Source organism: Paenibacillus herberti (assembly GCF_002233675.1).
Lineage (GTDB): Bacteria > Bacillota > Bacilli > Paenibacillales > Paenibacillaceae > Paenibacillus_O > Paenibacillus_O herberti.
This window is the reverse complement of the sequence record NZ_NMUQ01000001.1, coordinates 523,066-543,382: the sequence shown is the minus strand read 5'-3', so window position 1 is coordinate 543,382 and position 20,317 is coordinate 523,066. Positions and strand designations below refer to the sequence as shown.

Annotated in this window: 22 protein-coding genes; all 22 read right to left on the bottom strand. The window is 53.1% G+C overall.

The genetic code is table 11. The features are described from left to right. Window positions 1–134: 134 nt before the first annotated feature. The 22 genes from rpoD to CGZ75_RS02415 all read right to left on the bottom strand — a co-directional run bounded on the left by rpoD (window position 135) and on the right by CGZ75_RS02415 (window position 20,257). The gene (gene rpoD / locus CGZ75_RS02520; protein WP_089522721.1) at window positions 135–1,262 is read right to left on the bottom strand and encodes an RNA polymerase sigma factor RpoD; all 1,128 of its coding nucleotides are present in this window, start codon (window positions 1,260–1,262) and stop codon (window positions 135–137) included. Between the two features lie 41 nt (window positions 1,263–1,303). Then, complete coding sequence (gene dnaG / locus CGZ75_RS02515) at window positions 1,304–3,130, bottom strand: DNA primase (RefSeq protein WP_089522720.1); 1,827 nt, start codon at window positions 3,128–3,130, stop codon at window positions 1,304–1,306. Window positions 3,131–3,177: 47 nt separating this feature from the next. After that, window positions 3,178–3,636 carry a YaiI/YqxD family protein gene (locus CGZ75_RS02510; protein WP_089522719.1) on the bottom strand — a complete coding sequence of 153 codons (459 nt, stop codon included), beginning with the start codon at window positions 3,634–3,636 and terminating at the stop codon, window positions 3,178–3,180. A gap of 54 nt (window positions 3,637–3,690) precedes the next feature. After that, window positions 3,691–4,512, bottom strand: a complete 822-nt coding sequence (locus tag CGZ75_RS02505; protein WP_089522718.1) for a pyruvate, water dikinase regulatory protein — start codon at window positions 4,510–4,512, stop codon at window positions 3,691–3,693. Between the two features lie 18 nt (window positions 4,513–4,530). Then, window positions 4,531–6,618, bottom strand: a complete 2,088-nt coding sequence (gene glyS, locus CGZ75_RS02500) for a glycine--tRNA ligase subunit beta (protein ID WP_089522717.1) — start codon at window positions 6,616–6,618, stop codon at window positions 4,531–4,533. Continuing rightward, window positions 6,611–7,498, bottom strand: coding sequence for a glycine--tRNA ligase subunit alpha (gene glyQ / locus CGZ75_RS02495; RefSeq protein WP_089522716.1), 888 nt, complete (start codon window positions 7,496–7,498; stop codon window positions 6,611–6,613). Before glyQ ends, glyS begins: the two co-directional genes overlap by 8 nt. A 469-nt stretch (window positions 7,499–7,967) precedes the next feature. Beyond that, complete coding sequence (gene recO / locus CGZ75_RS02490) at window positions 7,968–8,864, bottom strand: DNA repair protein RecO (protein ID WP_089522715.1); 897 nt, start codon at window positions 8,862–8,864, stop codon at window positions 7,968–7,970. A gap of 129 nt (window positions 8,865–8,993) precedes the next feature. Continuing rightward, window positions 8,994–9,164: a YqzL family protein gene (locus CGZ75_RS02485; RefSeq protein WP_089522714.1), complete on the bottom strand. Its 171-nt coding sequence runs from the start codon at window positions 9,162–9,164 to the stop codon at window positions 8,994–8,996. 159 nt (window positions 9,165–9,323) lie between these two features. Continuing rightward, on the bottom strand, window positions 9,324–10,256 hold the full coding sequence (gene era, locus CGZ75_RS02480; protein WP_089522713.1) for a GTPase Era: 933 nt from the start codon (window positions 10,254–10,256) through the stop codon (window positions 9,324–9,326). Next, on the bottom strand, window positions 10,256–10,786 hold the full coding sequence (cdd, locus tag CGZ75_RS02475; RefSeq protein ID WP_425436425.1) for a cytidine deaminase: 531 nt from the start codon (window positions 10,784–10,786) through the stop codon (window positions 10,256–10,258). The genes era and cdd overlap by 1 nt, the downstream gene beginning before the upstream one ends. Then, window positions 10,765–11,127, bottom strand: a complete 363-nt coding sequence (locus tag CGZ75_RS02470) for a diacylglycerol kinase family protein (RefSeq protein ID WP_089522711.1) — start codon at window positions 11,125–11,127, stop codon at window positions 10,765–10,767. Before CGZ75_RS02470 ends, cdd begins: the two co-directional genes overlap by 22 nt. A gap of 7 nt (window positions 11,128–11,134) precedes the next feature. Beyond that, entirely contained in the window at window positions 11,135–11,635 is a 501-nt protein-coding gene (ybeY, locus tag CGZ75_RS02465; protein ID WP_089522710.1) for an rRNA maturation RNase YbeY, read from the bottom strand. Next, window positions 11,632–13,881, bottom strand: a complete 2,250-nt coding sequence (locus tag CGZ75_RS02460; RefSeq protein WP_089522709.1) for an HD family phosphohydrolase — start codon at window positions 13,879–13,881, stop codon at window positions 11,632–11,634. The genes ybeY and CGZ75_RS02460 overlap by 4 nt, the downstream gene beginning before the upstream one ends. Before the next feature lie 16 nt (window positions 13,882–13,897). Further along, entirely contained in the window at window positions 13,898–14,869 is a 972-nt protein-coding gene (locus CGZ75_RS02455) for a PhoH family protein (protein ID WP_089522708.1), read from the bottom strand. Window positions 14,870–14,876: 7 nt separating this feature from the next. After that, the gene (gene yqfD / locus CGZ75_RS02450) at window positions 14,877–16,070 is read right to left on the bottom strand and encodes a sporulation protein YqfD (RefSeq protein ID WP_089522707.1); all 1,194 of its coding nucleotides are present in this window, start codon (window positions 16,068–16,070) and stop codon (window positions 14,877–14,879) included. Then, entirely contained in the window at window positions 16,067–16,360 is a 294-nt protein-coding gene (gene yqfC, locus CGZ75_RS02445) for a sporulation protein YqfC (RefSeq protein ID WP_089522706.1), read from the bottom strand. Before yqfC ends, yqfD begins: the two co-directional genes overlap by 4 nt. 212 nt (window positions 16,361–16,572) lie before the next feature. Then, window positions 16,573–17,190, bottom strand: a complete 618-nt coding sequence (locus CGZ75_RS02440) for a hypothetical protein (RefSeq protein ID WP_089522705.1) — start codon at window positions 17,188–17,190, stop codon at window positions 16,573–16,575. 60 nt (window positions 17,191–17,250) lie between these two features. Then, the gene (floA, locus tag CGZ75_RS02435) at window positions 17,251–18,255 is read right to left on the bottom strand and encodes a flotillin-like protein FloA (RefSeq protein ID WP_089522704.1); all 1,005 of its coding nucleotides are present in this window, start codon (window positions 18,253–18,255) and stop codon (window positions 17,251–17,253) included. Between the two features lie 24 nt (window positions 18,256–18,279). After that, on the bottom strand, window positions 18,280–19,020 hold the full coding sequence (locus CGZ75_RS02430; RefSeq protein WP_089522703.1) for an NfeD family protein: 741 nt from the start codon (window positions 19,018–19,020) through the stop codon (window positions 18,280–18,282). A 162-nt stretch (window positions 19,021–19,182) separates the two neighbouring features. Next, on the bottom strand, window positions 19,183–19,626 hold the full coding sequence (locus tag CGZ75_RS02425; RefSeq protein ID WP_089522702.1) for a GatB/YqeY domain-containing protein: 444 nt from the start codon (window positions 19,624–19,626) through the stop codon (window positions 19,183–19,185). Between the two features lie 15 nt (window positions 19,627–19,641). Continuing rightward, window positions 19,642–19,815 (bottom strand): 30S ribosomal protein S21, encoded by a 174-nt coding sequence (gene rpsU / locus CGZ75_RS02420; protein WP_005547957.1) that lies wholly within the window; start codon window positions 19,813–19,815, stop codon window positions 19,642–19,644. 85 nt (window positions 19,816–19,900) lie between these two features. Beyond that, window positions 19,901–20,257, bottom strand: a complete 357-nt coding sequence (locus CGZ75_RS02415; RefSeq protein WP_089522701.1) for a histidine triad nucleotide-binding protein — start codon at window positions 20,255–20,257, stop codon at window positions 19,901–19,903. Between the last annotated feature and the right edge of the window lie 60 nt (window positions 20,258–20,317).

Genomic DNA, 20,317 nt, shown 5'->3' with positions numbered 1-20,317 from the left:
AACTCCCTTCCTAATCATCGACAACAGAGCCCGGCCGTTGAAGGGACTTCAGCCTTCAGGGACGTTAGACCTATCCGTACCTTGGCAAAATGAAAAAAAGACCCTCTGCAGCAGCGCAGAGAGTCCGATAAAGCTTATTCAAGGAAGTCTTTGAGTCGCTTGCTGCGGCTAGGATGGCGCAGCTTGCGCAATGCCTTGGCTTCGATCTGACGGATACGCTCGCGCGTAACGCCGAATACTTTGCCTACTTCCTCCAGCGTCCGAGTACGGCCGTCATCCAGGCCGAAGCGGAGCCTCAGTACATTTTCCTCACGTTCTGTCAGCGTGTCCAGCACATCTTCGAGCTGTTCCTTGAGCAGTTCGTAAGCGGCGGCATCTGCCGGAGCAAGCGCCTCCTGATCCTCAATGAAATCACCCAGATGTGAATCATCCTCTTCACCGATCGGCGTCTCAAGCGACACCGGCTCCTGAGCAATCTTCATGATCTCGCGTACCTTTTCGGTACTAAGATCCATTTCTGCAGCGATTTCTTCCGGCGTAGGTTCGCGCCCCAGCTCCTGGAGCAACTGACGGGATACACGAATCAGCTTGTTGATGGTCTCGACCATATGCACTGGAATCCGAATCGTCCGGGCTTGGTCAGCAATCGCGCGAGTAATAGCCTGGCGGATCCACCATGTGGCGTAGGTGCTGAACTTAAAGCCCTTCTGATGGTCGAATTTCTCGACCGCTTTGATAAGACCCATATTGCCTTCTTGAATCAAGTCGAGGAACAACATGCCGCGTCCGACATAGCGCTTGGCGATGCTGACGACGAGACGAAGATTCGCTTCCGCAAGACGGCGCTTGGCTTCTTCGTCACCCTTCTCGATTCGCTTGGCAAGCTCAATCTCATCATCGGCCAGCAGCAGGGGCACCCGTCCGATTTCTTTGAGATACATGCGCACTGGATCATTGATCTTGATGCCCGGAGGCAAGCTCAGATCATCATCAAAGTTGAATTCATCTGGTTCGCGTTCCTGCTCTTCGCCGCCAAGCGGGGAAGGTCTGTCATCGCGCTCGTTTGTTACTTCAATGCCAAGATCGTCGAGCTGTTCGAAAAATTCATCAATCTGTTCCGGCTCTTGGTCAAAAGGAGCCAGTTTATCCATGATTTCTTTATAAGACAGGGAAGACCGCTTTTTCCCCTGCTCGATGAGTTGATCTTTGACCAGCTCCATTTTTTGCTCGTTGTCCAGCTCCGTATGTTGGTCATTCGCCATAATTCCCGACTCCCTCCTCCCTAGAAAGGATCATTCTGCCGTTACTTGAGCTGTCTTTCTAGGGCGATAATCTCAATTTGGATCTTTGCCGCTTTCAGCACATCGCCGGCTCTTTCCGCCCGCAGCGCTTCTTCCCTGCGAATTTCGATTTCCTTTAGACGAGGCACCTTCTGAATTTCATGAATGTAGGCCATAAGCATATGCTCGTCAAAGGGAGATGCATCCTCGTTCATCAGAATGGAAGCAGCAGCCCTTTCCAGGCGTTCATCCTGCAGGGAGGCGATGAACCGACTAACATCCGGTTCAAGCCCCTGTGCATAATAGGCGTACAGATAAGCAGCAAGAGCCACGTGATCTTCCACATTGAATGCATCTCCGAGCCGGTCATACACACTCCGCGCTATTTCCGCATCCCGTATCATCACGCTCAGCAATCTGCGTTCTGCTCGCTGGTAAGGCGGCAGCATTGCAGGTGCCGAGGGCGCGCGCCTTGTTTCATTCCTACCATTATTCCACGAAATGTCGTTCTTATCCCTGTCCGGCCTTGATTTCTGCCGCTCGCTCCAGATCCCGTGACAGTCCTGCTTGAGCGATTCCAGAGACAGCTCGAATTCGCGAGAAAGCTCCTTCAGGTATATTTCCTGTTCCGTACGGGAATCCAGTTCCGCAACTATGCCGACGGCTTCCATGACATAGTTTCTACGGCCCTCTTCTCCTAAGAGTGTATGATTCCTGCGGGAATATAGTAGCTTAAATTTGGTTACGGATACGGGATGCTCCATGACCTCTCTAATAAAGGTCTCCGCACCGAACCGCGTAATATGCTCGTCCGGGTCCATGCCCTTTGGGAGAATCGCGATAAGCGCCTTGAGCCCGACTTTTTCGAGAATTGGAATGGACTTCATCGCAGCAGCTTGTCCAGCGTCATCACCGTCGTAGCAGAGAATCACCTCGTCAACCTCGCGGGAGAGCAGCGCCGCATGATCGTCTGTTAAGGCAGTTCCCATAGCGGCAATCCCGTTTTTAACTCCAGCTGACCAAGCCTTGATGACATCCATATAACCTTCGAAAAGGACAGCTGAACGCTTTTTACGGAAAACGGCCCGTGCCGAGTGCAGTTGATACAGCAGTTTGCTTTTGGCAAACAGCTTCGTCTCGGGCGTATTCAAATACTTGGGCTTGGAATCATCCATGACACGTCCGGCAAAACCGCAAATCTTGCCGTCCTTCGCCCGAATCGGGAACATAATACGGGCTCGGAAACGATCCACATGCCCGCTTCCATCATTTTTGGCCGAAAGCAGTCCCGCTTTTTCCAGCAGCTCAGGCTCGTAGCCCCTCGATTGCAGAAATCTGGATAGCGTGTCCCAACTCTCCGGTGCAAAGCCGATGGTGAATTCGTCAATCAGCCTGCCGTTCAACCCCCGCTCGATCAGATAGGCCTTTGCCTCCTGACCTTGCGCGGAATTGTTGAGCAAGTAATGATAAAACTTGGCGGCAAGCTCATTGGCCTCATACGAGGCATCAAGCTCGGGGTCACGCGGCGAAGAGCTCTCTCCAGGCACATCCCATGTGATGGGCATCCCTGCCTGTTCCGCCAGGTGGCGGATGGCTTCCGGGAAGGAGTAGCCCTCGATCTCTTCAATGAACCGGATGACATTGCCGCCCTTGCCGCAGCCGTAGCAATGGAAAATTTGCAGCTCGGGCGTCACCGTGAAGGAAGGCGTGCGCTCCGAATGGAACGGACACAGCCCCTTCATATATTTACCGTTCTTGGTCAGATGAACGTACTTCCCGACTGTGTCTACAATTTCATGATGCCGGCGCACTTCTTCAATAACGCTTTCCGGTATCTTGCCGTATGCCACTCGTTCATCACCTTCGTCTGAATAACACGTAATACTATTCGCTGGTCCTAAACGTTTTCCTGCTTGGCAAGTAAAAGTTTTGTCAGCTTTTGTTGAAACGCCGTTTTATCCTCCGACGTCATTGGCTTAGGCCCTTTAGTCCTGCCTCCGTTGCGTCGGATGACGCTTTGCTCATGGCGACGGGCCATCAGCGAGTCCATCGTATCATTATGATAAACCTGTCCGCGAAAACCGATGGCCTGGGCGCCCTTTGCGAGAGCTACAGCCGCCAGGCCATAATCACCGGTAACAACGATATCTCCTCGGCCCACCCGGTTAAGGATGTATAGATCCGCCGATTGGCTGCTCCGATCGACATGTGCAATGTCCATGCCTGGCTCAGGCTCCAGATGATGGTCATAAGAAGAGACCATGAGCACCGGCACCGACAAAGGGTAGGCGGTGTCCATAATCTCTCGCTTGACCGGGCAAGCATCCGCGTCCACGACAATGCGAGTTCCACCCATTCCCATCGCCTCCTCTGTAAACAGCTGAGTCCTTAGACCCGGACCGGATACAAGTTAGCTGCCGCGAATCCGTTCCATAATGATGCTGGCCGTCTCCTCCACTGCCCGATGGGAGACATCCATTGTGAAGCAGCCGATGCGGTCCGTAATTTCCTTGGCATAGGCCAATTCCCGCTCAATGCGTTCGGCAGTGGCATAAGAGGCGCTATCCGGCAAACCAAGCGCCTTCAGGCGCTCCTTACGAATGACGTTCAAATAATGTACGCCGATCGAAAGGCCTATGATCCGTTCCTTCGGAATCGCAAAAAGCTCATCTGGAGGTTTCAGCTCAGGCACCAGCGGCACATTGGCCACCTTGTATTTCTTATGAGCAAGGTACATGGACAGCGGAGTTTTGGACGTGCGCGAAACACCCACAAGAACAATATCGGCTTTTTTGATGCCAGTTGTATCCCTTGCATCATCATATTTTACGGCAAATTCTACCGCCTCGACCTTACGGAAATAATCCTCGTCAAGTACATGGTTGAGTCCTGGCTCCTGCCTGGACGGTATTCCTGTCTTCTGTTCCAGGCTATGGATCAGCGGTCCCAGCAGATCAATTGTTTCGACCGAGCTGCCCTCGCCAAGCCTGACCATCGCCTCTCGCAAATGCGGCAGCACCAGCGTATACAGGATAATCGCCCCATTGCCACTCGCCAGCTCCACCACTTTGGCAAGCGCCGCTTCGTCCGTGACGAAAGGCGCTCTGCGAATTTGCGGTACGATAGGATGAAACTGTGCAGCGGCCGCGCGTACGACAAGATCGCCTGTATCTCCTGCCGAATCGGACACGACATAAACAATAACATCGCGATTATGTGCGTTCGAACTCAAGCTGCCACTCTCCTTTTCTTAAGACCAGACTAGCTTGGAGAAATCCGCATATTCTGCAGCATTACTCGCTATGCCGGCTAGCAACGCCAGTCGATTGCGACGAACAGCCTCATCCTCAGCCATGACCATAACCGAATCAAAAAATGCCGTAATCGGTTCACGAAGCTCGGTGAGTCGGTTCAGTGCGGCATCCGCATCGCCGGAATCCAGCGCTTGGCGGAATTGCGAACCTACTACTGAAGAAGCTTCGAAAAGACGTTTTTCTGCGTCCGCTTCCAGCAGACTTGCTTCAACAGCAACTCCTGGCTCCGCTTTGGCTGCCAGATTTGCCGTCCGCGTCAGCGCGTCAACAACAGACTTGAATAGCTCGCGTTCCGGGCCAGCCGCGCGGGCCAGCAGAATGGCGGCGCGTTCCACCGCGAGATTCATATCGTCGAAGCCCGCTGCCAAGGCAGCATCAATGACGTCATAACGATTGCCTTGCTCGGTCAGTACATTTTTGAGACGAAGAGCAAAGAAATCATAAAGCTCTTTACGAATTTCTTGGCGGCTGCGTTTCAGGCCGCGCTGCTCATGCACATCCAGCGCCAAATCGAATAGCTCGGATAGCCTTACAGGGAGTTGATGCGTCATCAGCGTTTGCACGATGCCTGCCGCCTGCCTGCGAAGCGCATAAGGATCCTGTGAGCCGGTCGGGATAATACCAATCGAGAAGCAGCCAACGATGGTGTCCAGCTTGTCGGCCAGACTGACCAATGCGCCCGGCACCGAAGCCGATGCGGTATCACCGGAGAAGCGCGGCTGATAATGCTCGTTGATCGCCGTAGCGACTACCTCACCCTCTCCTGCCTTACGCGCATAATCCTCGCCCATGATGCCTTGCAGCTCAGGGAATTCGTAGACCATCTGAGTAACCAGGTCGAACTTACAAATCTCTGCGGTACGTACCGCATCGCGAGCTACTTGCTGTTCTGTTCCGGCAGCTGTCACGATAGTTTCGGTCAGCTTCACGATGCGGCGCACTTTATCGGCTACCGTGCCAAGCTCTTCATGGTATACGACCGTTTCCAGCTTTTGCAGCGCATCGCCGATGGCCAGCTTCTGATCCTCCGCATAGAAGAATTTGGCGTCCGACAAGCGAGCGCGCAGCACCTTCTCGTTACCCCTTGCTACATTATCCAGGGAAACAGCATTGCCGTTCCGTACGGTAACAAAATAAGGCAGCAGCTTGCCCCCATCATCCAGCACCGGGAAGTAACGTTGATGCTCTCGCATCGAGGTGATCAATACTTCCTGCGGAATTTCAAGGAAGGATGGGTCGAAGGAACCGAACAGCACGGTCGGTGTCTCGACCAAGAACAGAACTTCCTCAAGCAGATCATCCTTGATCGTAATCGTCCAGCCGCGTTTTTTGGCCAGCGATTCGAGGCCTTTCACGATAAGCTGCTCACGCTCGGTAATGTCGGTGATGACATGCTGAGCACGTAAAGCCTCAACATAAGCAGTCGGCTCCTGCACCGTTGTTTCTGCACCGAGGAAACGGTGACCGCGCGTTACATTGCTGCTTCTTACGCCTGCAATTTCCATCGGCACGATTTCAGAGCCGTAGAGCGCGATCAGCCATTTAATAGGACGCACAAACTTCAGCTCGTACGAGCCCCAGCGCATATTTTTAGGGAAGGTCATAGAAGTCAGAATTCCAGTCAGACCGTCCGCCAATACAGCGGAAGTCTCAACACCTAGGCTGGACTTGTTGGCATAAACGTATTCCACGCCTGCCAGCTCTTTGAAGAACAGCCCTTCCGGCTCCACACCTTGACTGCGAGCGAAGCCCAGCGCCGCTTTGCTCCAGTTGCCCTCGGCATCCTGCGCAATTTTGCGTGAAGGCCCTTTGACCTCTTCGCTTACATCCGCTTGTTTCTCTTCGACCGCTTCGGCCAAAATAGCGAGACGGCGCGGCGTTGCATAGGCTCTAACCTCTCCATGTGCAATGCGTGACTCATCCAACCACTTAACGACCCGCTCCTGCAGCTGATTCACAGCAGCGCGTACGAAACGAGCGGGCACTTCCTCAAGACCGATCTCGAACAGAAGATCCTTAGCCATTTTGCTCCACTCCTTTCTTCAGCAGCGGGAACCCAAGACGTTCCCTCTCCTCCAAATAAGTGGCCGCGCAAGAGCGTGCCAGATTGCGAACACGCGTGATGTAGCCTGTCCGTTCCGTCACACTGATTGCTCCGCGCGCGTCCAGCAAGTTAAACGTATGGGAGCACTTGAGCACATAATCATAGGCAGGGAACACAAGGTTCTGCTTCATCGCACGGCGTGCCTCCTCCTCATACATCGAGAAGAGCTGGAACAGCATCGCCGGATCACTGATCTCAAAGGTATATTTGGAATGCTCATATTCGGGCTGCAGGAATACATCGCCATAAGTGACGCCTTCTACCCATTCAAGATCGAATACATTTTCCTTCTCTTGAATATAAGAAGCGAGGCGCTCCAGACCATACGTAATTTCACCGGATACTGGGCTCGTCTCGATTCCGCCAACTTGTTGGAAATAAGTAAACTGTGTAATCTCCATGCCATTCAGCCATACTTCCCAGCCAAGGCCTGCACAGCCGAGGGATGGATTTTCCCAGTTGTCCTCAACAAAACGAATGTCATGATGCAGCGGATCAATGCCTAGCCGCTTCAAGCTCTCCAAGTAAAGCTCTTGGATATTGTCAGGTGACGGCTTGAGAATGACTTGAAACTGATGATGCTGATAAAGTCGATTCGGGTTCTCGCCATAGCGGCCGTCAGCGGGACGACGTGAAGGCTCTACATAAGCGACATTCCACGGCTCGGGACCAATGGAACGCAAAAAGGTCATCGGGTTCATCGTACCCGCACCCTTCTCAACGTCATAGGGCTGAACTAGAATGCAATTCTGCTCGGCCCAGAACTGTTGCAGCGTCAGAATCATGCCTTGAAAATTCATGTTTGGCCACTCTCCTTCAAAGGAATCTGTCTGGGTATACCGGTCGGTCCGGCATGAACCTGGATCAGACGAAAACGGTCTGGAGACACCAAAAAAGCCCCGCCGCCTACGTCTGCTCCACAGACGTAGGGACGAGAGCTTGTAGTCTCCCGCGGTTCCACCCTACTTGGCTCTCTGAAGCCGTCGCCGTGTCGGCGCAGGCGGAAAGCCCGCTTTCCTAAAATCACGCACTCCGGAGTGCCTCTCGTCTGCGCTGTCCGGCCAGGCTCTCACTGCCCCTGGCTCGCTGAATTCTAAATTACGGAAAGAATGGGCAGACTACCTTCTCCATCATCGTTCGTTTGAGCATATTACCCCATTGTAGCGGCCATGTATAGCGATGTCAAGCATCGGATAAGCCCTCTGAGCACTAGAATTAATTGGTTTTTTGGGCGGCCTCATCTGGCGTTTTGAGTTCTTCATCCGACCCTCAGTGTCCTTCGTCCAACTTTTCGTCCGAATCGCCGTCAAGTCCCTTTGTGGTGTCTGTCGAAGGAATTTCGCTCGGATTGGATTCGATTCCGGATGCGCTAGCGGAAGCCTCCATTTGCTGCCTTCTTCGCCCGGCTGCCTCGATGGCAGGAAGCGACAATCGATCCAGCTGATCCAGGAAACCGCGCGTTTTAAGCCTTATATCCAGATGTGTATCCATCAACGCGCGAAGCGCTGCTTTCAACTGCTCACGCGTCTGAGGTTTCACCTGAATCGAGCCAAGTCTTCGCATATCGATGGCCGAAAATAGACGAAGCAGCTTCAACACACCTTCTTCAAGCGGCAGAGCTCCCGGGTCGCGGCCCGAACAACGACGGCATAAAATGCCTCCACTGCCGGGACTGAGCCGGAACGGCCCGCTGTCCGAATCGCAGCTTACACAACTATCCAGCTGAGGTCCATAACCCGCCGCTTCGAGAATTTTCATTTCAAATAGATGGATGACAATGCTTGGCTCCTTGCCTTCCCGAAGCGCATCGAAACAAGCTCGCAGCTGATGGAACAGGTAAGCGCCGACCTCCTCATCCTGAAAGGCCCGGTCGCATAATTCTGCTGCATATGCCGCATACGAAGACAACTCAATATCCTCCCGCAGCTGATGGTTGGACTCCAGAATTTCACCAGCATTGAGTTGGCCGAGCCCTGCATTACGGAAATAGACGAATTCCCCTAGCGTAAATGGCTGCACTAACGAGGTATGCCGACTGCGCAACTTTTTGGCGCCGCGCGCCATAATGCCAACCTTACCTGCCGTATCGGTCAGGATAGTCACGATCTTGTTGCCTTCCCCGTAGTCCATACTGCGAATGACAATGCCTTCCACGCGGTAGATCACGCGTTTCCCCCCTCTGTCCCGGACAGGGAACCGCTCGCCAGACGAGCATCCTTAAATGCCAAAACGTCCGGAGCTAATTCGCTCCGGACGGGCATAGAAACATGGAGAAACGGAACTTCCCTGTTGGAGCTAGACCAGCAAAGCTTCCTGGCTCATGCCTGAAAGCTCATCTGCGCCTGCATCATCAGCTGCCGCCGCTTCCGCGCTTCCCGCCATGCGAAGCTGATTCACTTCCTTGTAAAGCAAAAACGACTCTACATCACCGGTAATCGTAAAATAGGTCCACGAAAAGTCCCGCATGCCGTATCTTCCTTTCGCTTTCAAAGTGGAGACGCCTCAGCGTTCTGACCTCTTTAGAATGCGATAAAGCCGACTCGGCTATGCTGTCAAAAAGCGGGAATCGATCTAAACCGCTCTCCACTCATAAATTAAAGAGAAGTGAAATCCTTCGCCTGGAACCTATTCGCTGCGATACCCGAGATCACGAAGCACCCGATCCTGGTTGCGCCAGTCTTTTTTGACCTTTACCCACAACTCCAGGAACGTCTTTGAGCCGAGCAGCGCTTCAATGTCGCGCCGTGCCCCCCTGCCAACTTCCTTGAGTAAAGCGCCTTGTTTGCCGATGATGATTCCCTTCTGGGAATCTCTTTCGACATAAATGACGGCTCCAATGTGCACTACACCATTTTCCTGCACCTTCATGTCTTCAATCGTGACGGCGATGGAATGCGGAATCTCCTCACGCGTCTTTTGCAGAATCTTTTCGCGAATCATCTCCGCACATACGAACTGCTCCGGATGGTCTGTCACTTGGTCGGCAGGATAATATTGAGGCCCTTCCGGCAAATAGCGATCCAACTGGTTCAGCAGCGTATCGATGTTATTACCTTGCAGCGCCGATATCGGAATGATCTCTGCAAAATCAAGCATATCCTTGTACTGGATAATGGTCTGCATCAGCTTCTCGTCATCGATCTTGTCGATTTTGTTGAGAATCAGGAAAACAGGCGTTTTAACAGTCTTGAGCCGCTCGATGATAAAGCGATCTCCTCCGCCGAACCCATCCGCCACATCTACGAGGAACAGAACAGCTTCAACCTCGGACAGCGCACTTTCAGCCGCCTTAATCATATAATCGCCCAACTTTGAGTTAGGTTTGTGAATGCCTGGTGTATCAAGGAAGACGATCTGCGAATTATCGCGAGTCAGAACGCCATGGATTTTGTTACGCGTCGTCTGAGGTTTGTCCGACATGATCGCAATTTTCTGGCCGATCATTTTGTTCATTAGCGTCGACTTGCCGACATTAGGTCGGCCAACGATTCCGACGAATCCGGAACGGAATTTCTTTTCGGTTGCACCGGAGCCTTTTTTGCTCTGCGGACCTGCCATTAGACGTTGTCCTCCCCTTGCTTCGAGCGACTATCCTCCAGATCTGCTACTGAAAAAGCTCCCGGCAGCAGCTCGGCAACCGTCATAACGCTGCTTGCGCCAGACAGATTGGTCATGATGACAGGCATATCCGGCCTGCATAACTCCGACAGCACTTGGCGGCAAACTCCGCATGGCGAAATCGGTCCAGGCGTATCGCCTACAACGAGAATTGCCTGGAACGAGCGCGGTGCGCAGCCGTCGGCAATCGCCCGGAACAAAGCCGTGCGCTCGGCACAGTTGCATGGGCTATAAGCTGCATTTTCAACATTGCAGCCCTGGTGAATATGGCCGTGCTCGTCCAGCAATGCCGCTCCAACCTGAAAATGCGAGTAAGGCACGTAAGCGCGACGCATAGCTTCGCGCGCTGGTGCAGCTAATTGTAGGGTAAGTTGCTCTAGATGGTTATTAACGCTCATAAACTCTCTCCTTAGCCGATTCTCTACGAACCGGATTAAATAATAATCAATTAAGTCGTCAGAAGCCGCCATAAAGGCGGCCCCAGAACAATAAATCCAATGATAACAGCGACAACTGCACAGACCAGCACCGCTCCAGCGGAAGCATCTTTGGCCTGCTTCGCCAATGGATGCCGTTCACCGCTGGAGGCAAGATCTACCGCTCGTTCGATGGCGGTATTGACTAGCTCAGCTGTAAAAACAAGTCCCATCGCGAACACGAGAGCCGCCCATTCAAGTGAGCTCAGATCCAGAGTGGCGGCAAGAGCCGTCATGGCAACCGCGGCTACCAAGTGTACTTTCATATGCCTCTCGGTTCGGAGTGCGTGTAAAATGCCCGACCAAGCCAGGGACAAGCTACGCATGAAGCCCATCGTTATTTCAGCTCCGTGTCAGACCGGCCTGCTGTAGCACCGCTTCCTGTTTAGCTGTCATGACAGCCTCAGCTTCCGCATCCTGATGATCGTATCCGATCAGATGCAAAAAACCATGCACAAACAGGAATCCGATTTCTCTTTCCAGTGAATGTCCGTATTCCTCCGCTTGGCGAGCGGCCGTTTCAACAGAAATGATGATATCCCCGAGCGGTTCGATGAAAGGAAGCTCGTCGCTCTCTTCCTCAACTTCGAACACGATGTCGAGCTCATCCTCTCCATCCTCCTGCATGGCGAAGCTGAGCACATCCGTTGGCCGGTCGATACCGCGGTACTGGCGGTTCAGCTCGTGGATCCGGGCATCGTCAACGAAGGTAACGGCAACTTCGCCCTCCAAAATCCCTTCCGCTTGCCCAGCCAGCACCAGCAATTGCTCCAGCCTTTGTCCCCAGGCGGCAGGGATGTCCATCTTTTCCTGCTCGCTGCTCCAATCCATTGTCAAACTCATGCCAGTTTCTCCTTTGGTTTAACCTCTTCTGGATACTCGATCCGGGAATGGAAAATGCCGATAACGGCTTCCTTGAGCGTCTGACCGATCCTGTCCAGCTCCTTGAGCGTAAGATCGCATTCGTTGAACTGACCATCGTCCAGACGGCTTTTAATTATTTTCTGGATCATCGACTCCACATTCTCCATCGTTGGGTTACGCAAACTTCTCACCGCCGCCTCCACACAGTCCGCGATGCCTACAATCGCCGCTTCTTTGGACTGTGCTTTTGGGCCGGGATAACGGAAGTCTTCTTCGGTGAACTCGGGCTCGATCCCTTCCGCCTCCGCCTGCTTAACCGCCTTGATGTAGAAGAACTTAAGCGACGTCGTTCCATGATGCTGCTCAGCAATATCGCGGAGCGGCTTCGGGATGTTGTGCTGCTTGAGCATATCCACCCCGTCTCGCGCGTGCGCAACAATGATCGACTTGCTCAGCTTAGGGTCCATGCTATCATGCGGATTTTCCATATTCGACTGGTTCTCGATAAAATAGCTCGGCCGCTTCGTCTTACCGATATCATGGTAAAACGACCCCACCCGGCACAGCAGTCCATCCGCCCCAATTACTTCGGCTGCCGCTTCGGACAAGTTGCCGACCATCACGCTATGGTGATAGGTTCCTGGCGTCTCTGTCAGCAGCTTCCTCAGCAGCGGGTGGTTCGGACTGGACAGCTCAACGAGCTTGAGCGCAGACAGTATGCCGAAGCTAAGCTCGAAGAAAGGCATCAGCCCGATGACGAGCACCGCTGTCATAAGTCCGCTTCCGAAGGCGAAGCCGAGAGAGTAAAGCATCTCCGTGCGATCCGGTAGATCGCCGAGCAGCAGTACAGCCAGCACCGTCACAGTCCCGAACAGGCTGGCCATAATGCCTGCCTTGAGTATGGCTGAGCGCTGGCTCGCCCGATGCACCGTAAAGATCGCGCTGAACGAGACGACACAGATGACGAACCCATACCGGAAGTCGAAAATCAGGTTAACATCATGATTGAAAATGATGCTGCCCATAATGACAAAAATAAAAGAACAAACGATCGCCAGATGTTTGTCAAGCAGCAGCGTGATCAACATGGTGCCGACTGCCACGGGAGCCAGGTAGCCCACATAAGGCATTAAATTGGATTGCGCCAGCGTCGTCGCCTGCATCAGGACAAAGTTCAAAAACAGGATGAGCCAGAGCATGAACAAATGCATGTTGTTGTATCTAGGCTTGACGCCTCCGATGCGCCCAGTCTGATACAGATACACCATGATAACGAGCAGGAAGAGCAGGCTCGTCAGCAACATTCCGAGCTCCGTCCAATACGTGCGGTGCCCTCCTAGCATACCAGCTCCGGCAAGCATATCATACTTCTCCTGCGTTACAACCTCGCCCTTCTTGACGATGACGCCGCCTTCCTTGATGATAACTGGCGTCGTATTTTCGCGAGCTAGCCGCTGCGCGTCCTCTGTAGCTGCGCTGTCGAGGAACTTATTTGGCATAAGTGACATGCGCGCCAGCTCCTGCACAATCTCGCGGGTGGATCGCTGGGTCAGCGAGCTGGCGTTGACCAGCTCTGCTACTTTGGCTCTTGCCGCCTCCGCTTCGCGGATCGGTTCCGCAGACAGCTTGCGCACGACGTTGACCGCCACCTGGCGCATCTCAGCTACTTGGGCGGTTGTGAGCGCCGGCAGCTTGTAAAATACTTCAGCTGGCACAGCATAACTCTGGCTCTTGGCAACCCGAGAAGTTTCCTCCAGCAGTGCATCGCTTAAATCCGGCTGCCCCGTATTCGAGCGTACAAACTCATCGATATACTCTTCGTAGTAAGACGGAATCTCGCTACGGTAAATATCAATCTTGTCACTCGTACTTACGCCCTCATCCTGATTAAGCAACTCTACCCGGTTGAATACCCGATTAAGAATCGATTCCGGCTTGAGGGGCAGCGTACTGGAGATCGGCTCCACCGAAGCAGCCGCCTGTTCCTGGGCTTTGGCAGTCGCGATCTGGTCCTCAACGCTCTTCGAGGCAACAATATCGCGGCTGCTTTCCTCGTTCAGCGCAATATTGTACGTCTGGGGAACCAGATGCGGCGAGAGATTGAAATAAAACAGTACCACGAACAAAACGCAGAGCGCCAGGCGAATGCCCGTGCTCTGCTTCCAGCTGGCTACCCATGAAGGCTGTTCGGCCGCATTCCGGCTGTTTTCACTATTCCGGCTCATGCAGCAACAATCCTCTCTATGCTTGGTTTTCGGCATCCTCATTATAAGCGAGAACAATCTTCTGAACCAGCGAGTGACGTACAACATCCGATTCCGTGAACAGGATGAATCCGATTTCGGGAATGTTCGCCAGAATGCGTTGCGCTTCCATGAGGCCGGATTTCTTGCCTCTTGGCAGGTCAATCTGCGTGACATCGCCGGTAATAATCATCTTAGAACCGAAGCCAAGGCGGGTCAGGAACATCTTCATCTGCTCCGGCGTCGTGTTCTGAGCTTCGTCGAGAATAATATAGGAATCGTCCAGTGTGCGCCCTCTCATATAGGCCAGCGGTGCAATCTCAATAATTCCCCGTTCAAATGCTTTTGCAGTTGCTTCCGGCCCCAGTATATCATGGAGAGCGTCGTACAGCGGACGCAAGTACGGATCAACCTTCTCCTGCAGGTCGCCAGGCAAAAAGCCCAGATTCTCACCAGCCTCAACGGCTGGACGTGTCAGCAGGATCTTCTTAACGGCTCCTTCTTTCAGCGCGGCGACAGCCATCACGACCGCTAGATAGGTCTTGCCGGTACCAGCTGGTCCGATACCGAACACGATATCCTTCGCCTTGGCCATCTTGACGTAATGACGCTGGCCGATCGTCTTCACCCGGATTGGCTTGCCGCGGAAGGTCGACGTCAGCTCCATTTTGAACAAATCCAGCAGCCCATCAGCCTCCAACGTACGAGAAAGCTCCAGCGCGTACTGCATGTCCCGCTCTGACGGCGAATAGCCGCCGCGGACAAGCTGCAACAGAACCGTATACAGCTGCTCCAACGATTCAACTTCTTGTTCCGGTCCAGTAATGACGATCTCCGCCTCGCGGGAGCGGACCGTTGATTCCGTCTGCTCCTCGATCAGCCTCAAATAGTGGTCGCGGGGGCCAAAAAGCGCGAGCCCTTCCGCTGCGTTGTCCAGAGCAATTTTTACGGTTCTCGTCTCAGTCGGCAAACGTTCCTCATTCTCCTTGCATCTGAACTAGTGGCATTTCCTTCACGATAGACTGATCCACTTCCAAAAGAACTTTCATATAAACTTTACCATTGTCCGTCTTCTCATGCAAAATTTTTTGCTCTTTGACGACAGCGTCCGAGCCCGCTTTCGACAGCATGTCGGCTCTTGCCTGCAGCAATCCCGACTGCACTGCCTCTTCGCGGGTGAGCGTCCGGCTTTCTGTTTTGGTTTCCATGACCGTTTCCTTCATTCTGCCAAACGGTAACTTCCAGTCGCGCCAGCCGAGCTGTTGAAGCTCTTCTCTTGTCTGGGACGTCTCAAATGGATTCTTTCCGTACCCGCTCACCTGCATCGATCGGCCAAACATGACGACCGACCATTTCGTCTTCGTAACCCCTGTATAGGTATTCGTCTTCTGAACGAGCGGAGAGACGATGTTGTATTCGTACCAGACGAGGCCTCGTACCTCACCATCAGCTACAACCGTAGCCGTATTGGCGCCTTCACCGATCGTGCCGGACACGAGGATCTGCCCCTTTTTCACGCGTGAATTCACATGGACGACTGGACGGCCTTTGTCCGCAATGATGCGCGTAACGACAGCGTCGGCGGAAGCGATCAAATGGCGTGTACTCCGCAAGTTGGTAGCCTTAGGCTTTTTGGTCTCAACGATTTGTACGATGAGCCTTGTACCTTTTTTCTCCACACCGATCCACGCTGCATCTGGCAGACGCTGTGTCAGTCGCTTGGCAAGATCAGTCGGCTCCGGCAGCTTCCAATCCCATTGAAATGGATAGACCCCTTCAGCCCTTGCTGCCGCAAGCAGATCCTCCGTCTTGATCGTTTTGTTGCCGCGTACTTCGATATTCCAGACAAGGGAGGAAAGTAAATAGATGCCGATGAAAAAAATCGCAATGCCCGCAGCGAAAAATTTGCGCTTACCTGCCTTCTTCATCCAAAATGGAAACCCGCTACGGCGGGTAACATGGACCCGGCAGCCTGTCCGCTTCAGATAAGGGCGCAACCGAAAAAATTCCGGCACCGTCAATGAAAACTCCATCCGCTCCGGGCTTGTCCGGCGGATGGACCAGAGTGTGAGCCCGTCCTCCAGCACGGCGTTTACGAGCGCCTCCGGACTTTCTCCCCTGACCTGGACCGTCACGGTCCCCTGCATTTTTTGCAGCCATCCTTCTTTCATCGCTGCCCCCCCCTGTCCATCAGCTGAATGGATTGAATCTTCCCTTCGACGAACACTTCCTCCGTCCAGATCGTGCGAATGATCAGGTCCGTCCCGCTTACCTCAAGAACGCCCTGACTGAGCTTCAGCCGCAGTAGCTCTGAGGAAAAGTGCAGCACTCCCCGATGGTTCTCGACATAGAGCTGACGGTCTCCAATCATTGTCATCCGAGGCAGATCAAGAGCAACATCCTGGGGCAAATCAAGAATATCAGCGGTTAGTCTGCGCAGCTTGCGGCTCAGCTTGCCCATAGGGGTGTCCCGTCTCCCTCCGTTTCGCACTCATCTTTCAATACCTATGCCGGGTTGGGGGAGAATATGATCCGCAGACGGTCGAGCGCGCTCGGTCCCAGCAGTTACTTCGTTGTCCAGGGCCAATAAAAAGCCGTTCCTTCATCACCCTCGAGGGGGATAAAGGAACGGCTTGTTTAAGGCGGGTTTCGCAGTTCTGCTCAGCGTCTATTTCAACGCCGATTCGGCTTGCGGGAGCGCGGCGGGCCGAGAATCTCGGCCCACAGCACTGCTTGACGCATATCCTCAGTAGTCAGCCTGACAGGTGCGGCATTCGCAGCGATATCATCAGGATCAGGCAGCACGGAAGGAAAATCCGGCGCTTTATCATGAAGAATGCTCCGCCTGAGTGGAATCTTAGCCCGTACGGTTGGGGACGGCTCAAGTTGACCGAACGGGCTCTGGCGACCTTCAGCCGACTCCCCTCTCCATTCGCTGGAACGCCCTTCTCCGCCGCTTGATCCTTCAAACTGCGGTTCAGTCGGATGCTGATGAGCAGGCCGTCCCATCGGCCCATCCTGGCCAGACATCACCACTGGTGGATACATAGGAGCATGCTCCGGTGAATCCCCATGCTGATGCCTCTGTACGCGTGGCAGATTGCCTTGGCGTTGAGGCCGATCAGGAATGCCTCCTCCGCCGAAGTCGGGCATACGCCCCGGAGGTTTATTCGGCTGACCTGAGCCTTTGAACATCCTACCGAGCAGTGACCATATCGCGCCTACTATGACAAACACAACGATGATATTGTCCAGCACTAAATTGATCAACATTTGAAACGGGTTATCCATGACCGCGGTTCACCTCCATCGCGATGCGGCTGGTGTTAGTTGCGGCATGCAGGGACAGAATCAATCGTTCGGCTTGATATCTGATGCCGGGCCCTCAGGCTTGGCAATGCTGCTGCGCATTTGGGTGTCCGCTTCCACGTTTTTCAGATTCATGTAGTCCATGACGCCAATTTTGCCGGATCTGAGAGCTTCCGCCATAGCCAGCGGTACCTGCGATTCCGATTCCACAACGCGAGCCCGCATCTCAACAACACGTGCTTTCATCTCTTGCTCCTGGGCGACAGCCATTGCGCGGCGCTCCTCTGCCTTAGCCTGAGCGATGCGTTTGTCCGCCTCCGCTTGTTCAGTCTGCAAGTTGGCTCCGATGTTTTTGCCTACATCCACGTCTGCGATATCAATGGACAGAATCTCAAATGCCGTACCGGCATCGAGACCTTTGCCGAGTACCGTGCGGGAGATCATATCAGGATTCTCGAGCACATCTTTATGCGAGCGGGAGGAGCCCACCGTTGTGACGATGCCTTCACCGACACGGGCAATGATCGTTTCTTCGCCCGCTCCACCGACGAGACGCTCAATGTTCGCGCGTACCGTAACTCGTGCTTTGACCTTGACCTCAATTCCGTCCTTGGCAACAGCCGCCACGATCGGCGTTTCAATCACTTTCGGATTAACGCTCATCTGTACGGCGAGCAAAACATCACGGCCAGCCAGGTCAATCGCTGCCGCACGGGTAAATTCAAGCTCGATATTCGCGCGCTGCGCGGCAATAAGAGCATTGACGACGCGGTCCACGTTGCCGCCAGCCAAATAGTGACTTTCCAGTTGATTGATCGACAAGCCGAGACCAGCTTTTGTTGCTTTAATCATCGGATTTACGATACGACTTGGCGTAACACGCCGTAGACGCATTCCGACGAGCGTAAAGATGCCGACACGAACGCCAGAAGCAAGCGCGGAGATCCAGAGCATGATAGGGAAAAAGCTGAGAAATACCGCAATCACAATGACCGCAACAATAGCGGCAACAACATATCCGACCGAAACGAAATCTGTACTACCCATTGAATCGACTCCTTTTAGTTGGGATTAAACCGAATGAACTTCCTTGACGATAACTCTTGTTCCTTCTACCCGAGCTACCCTGACCTTGGTATTCTGATCGATGAATTCACCCGAGGTGACCACATCGATACGTTCTCCACCAATGTCGACGATACCTGCCGGCCTGAGGGGCGTGATCGTAATCCCTTCTTGGTTGAGCAGTGCGGCTTTGGAGCCAGCGGGAAGGAAACCTTCCTCTGTTGTAAGGCTTTCCCTCAGCACAAAGCGGTTCCAGATCCCGCGCTCCTTGAACCTGCGGGCGACAAGCGTGACGATGACAATCGCCGCCGCTAATGCGGACAACATGCTGATTAGCGCTGTACTCGTATCCCCGAAGCTGTAGATGATAGCCCTGCCAAGCGCTGCCGCCCCCAGAATGCCTAGAATGCCGAAGCTCGGTACAAACAGCTCCAGCACGAGCAAAATAATGCCCATTATAAAGAAAAAGACATCCATTCCATCGCTGTACCCTGCTTGATGGCCTCCCAGGAAAAAAAGACCAAAAGCGACGATTCCAATCAGCCCCGGTGCGGCAAAGCCGGACAACAGCAAAGCCAGCATTGTGCCCGTGAATCCGGCAAACAGCAAAAGAGATGCAACATAAGGATTCGCTAGCGGGATGGAAGAGTTGCCTCCATCCACTGTACCCGATGCCCATGCCGGAGCGGCTTGACTAAACAGCAGCATAACGACGGCTAAAAAAAGGTAGGAAGTTTGCTTACTCAATTTAACACCCCCAATTGCTTGACCAATCTAAGATTCATCTCTTAAGCAAATCTTACTCCTTCTTACGGTGGAATACACCTGTCGTTCCGATTAATTTTGAACAATTAATTTTGAACAACCAAAAAACACTTCCTCGAAAGGAAGTGTTGTTGTGGTCCGAGATTATGGCAGAAATTGCTGTACTGCTTGGTTTACTAGCTTACCGTCAGCGCGACCCTTTACCTTCGGCATAAGAGCACTCATGACTTTGCCCATATCTGCCTTGGAAGAAGCACCGGTTTCCTGGATCGTCTGCTCTACGATTGCTTTGATCTCTTCTTCGGTCAGCTGTGTGGGAAGGTAGACACTAATAATATCAATTTCTGCTGCGACGTCTTTTACAAGATCGTCACGGCTGGCTTTTTGAAATTCTTGGAGGGAATCTTTACGCTGTTTGATCTCGCGACTGACGATATCAAGAACCTCGCTGTCCTCAAGCGAACGCTTAAGGTCAATTTCCAGATTCTTCACGGCGGCGCGCACCATGCGGATAGTGGTCAAGCGGAACTTGTCCTTGTCCCTCATGGCTTGCTTCATGTCGTCGTCCAATCTTTGGCTAAGGCTCATTTCGGAAGGATCCTCCTAAAACTTTCTCTTGCGCGCAGCCTCGGATTTCTTCTTGCGCTTAACGCTCGGCTTTTCGTAATGCTTGCGTTTCTTCACCTCAGCCAGGACGCCGTCCTTAGCAATGGAGCGCTTGAAGCGGCGGAGTGCAGCATCGATGGTTTCATTTTTGCGAACTTTCGTTTCAGACACTTGTTATCCCTCCCTCCGAAACAGACGGTCCAGAAGATGAACACGGCTAATCACATTTCATTATAGTTCAATGAAGAAGCCAGTGTCAACTCGAATAACCTTCAACTAGAACGCCGAGCGGATGACCACCCAAGAGGTGGAAATGCAGATGATAAGCTGTCTGCCCTCCATCGGAGTTGCAGTTGTTAATCAGGCGATAGCCCGACTCCGCAATCCCCTCATCCTGGGCCAACTGCCTGGCCGTCAATAGCACCTCAGCCAGCAGAGCGCCATCCTCCGGAGCAACATCGTTCATAGTTGGAATATGGCGTTTCGGAATAATTAGAATATGTACGGGTGCCGCGGGCGTGATGTCCCGGAAAGCCAGCACACTTTCATTTTCGTAAACCTTTTTGGAAGGTACCGTTCCTTCGACAATTTTGCAAAAAATACAATCGCTCACAGCTCCCGACAGCTCCTCTTCTCCAGACCTTGCTGAGTTCTATTGTAGCTTATTCCAACC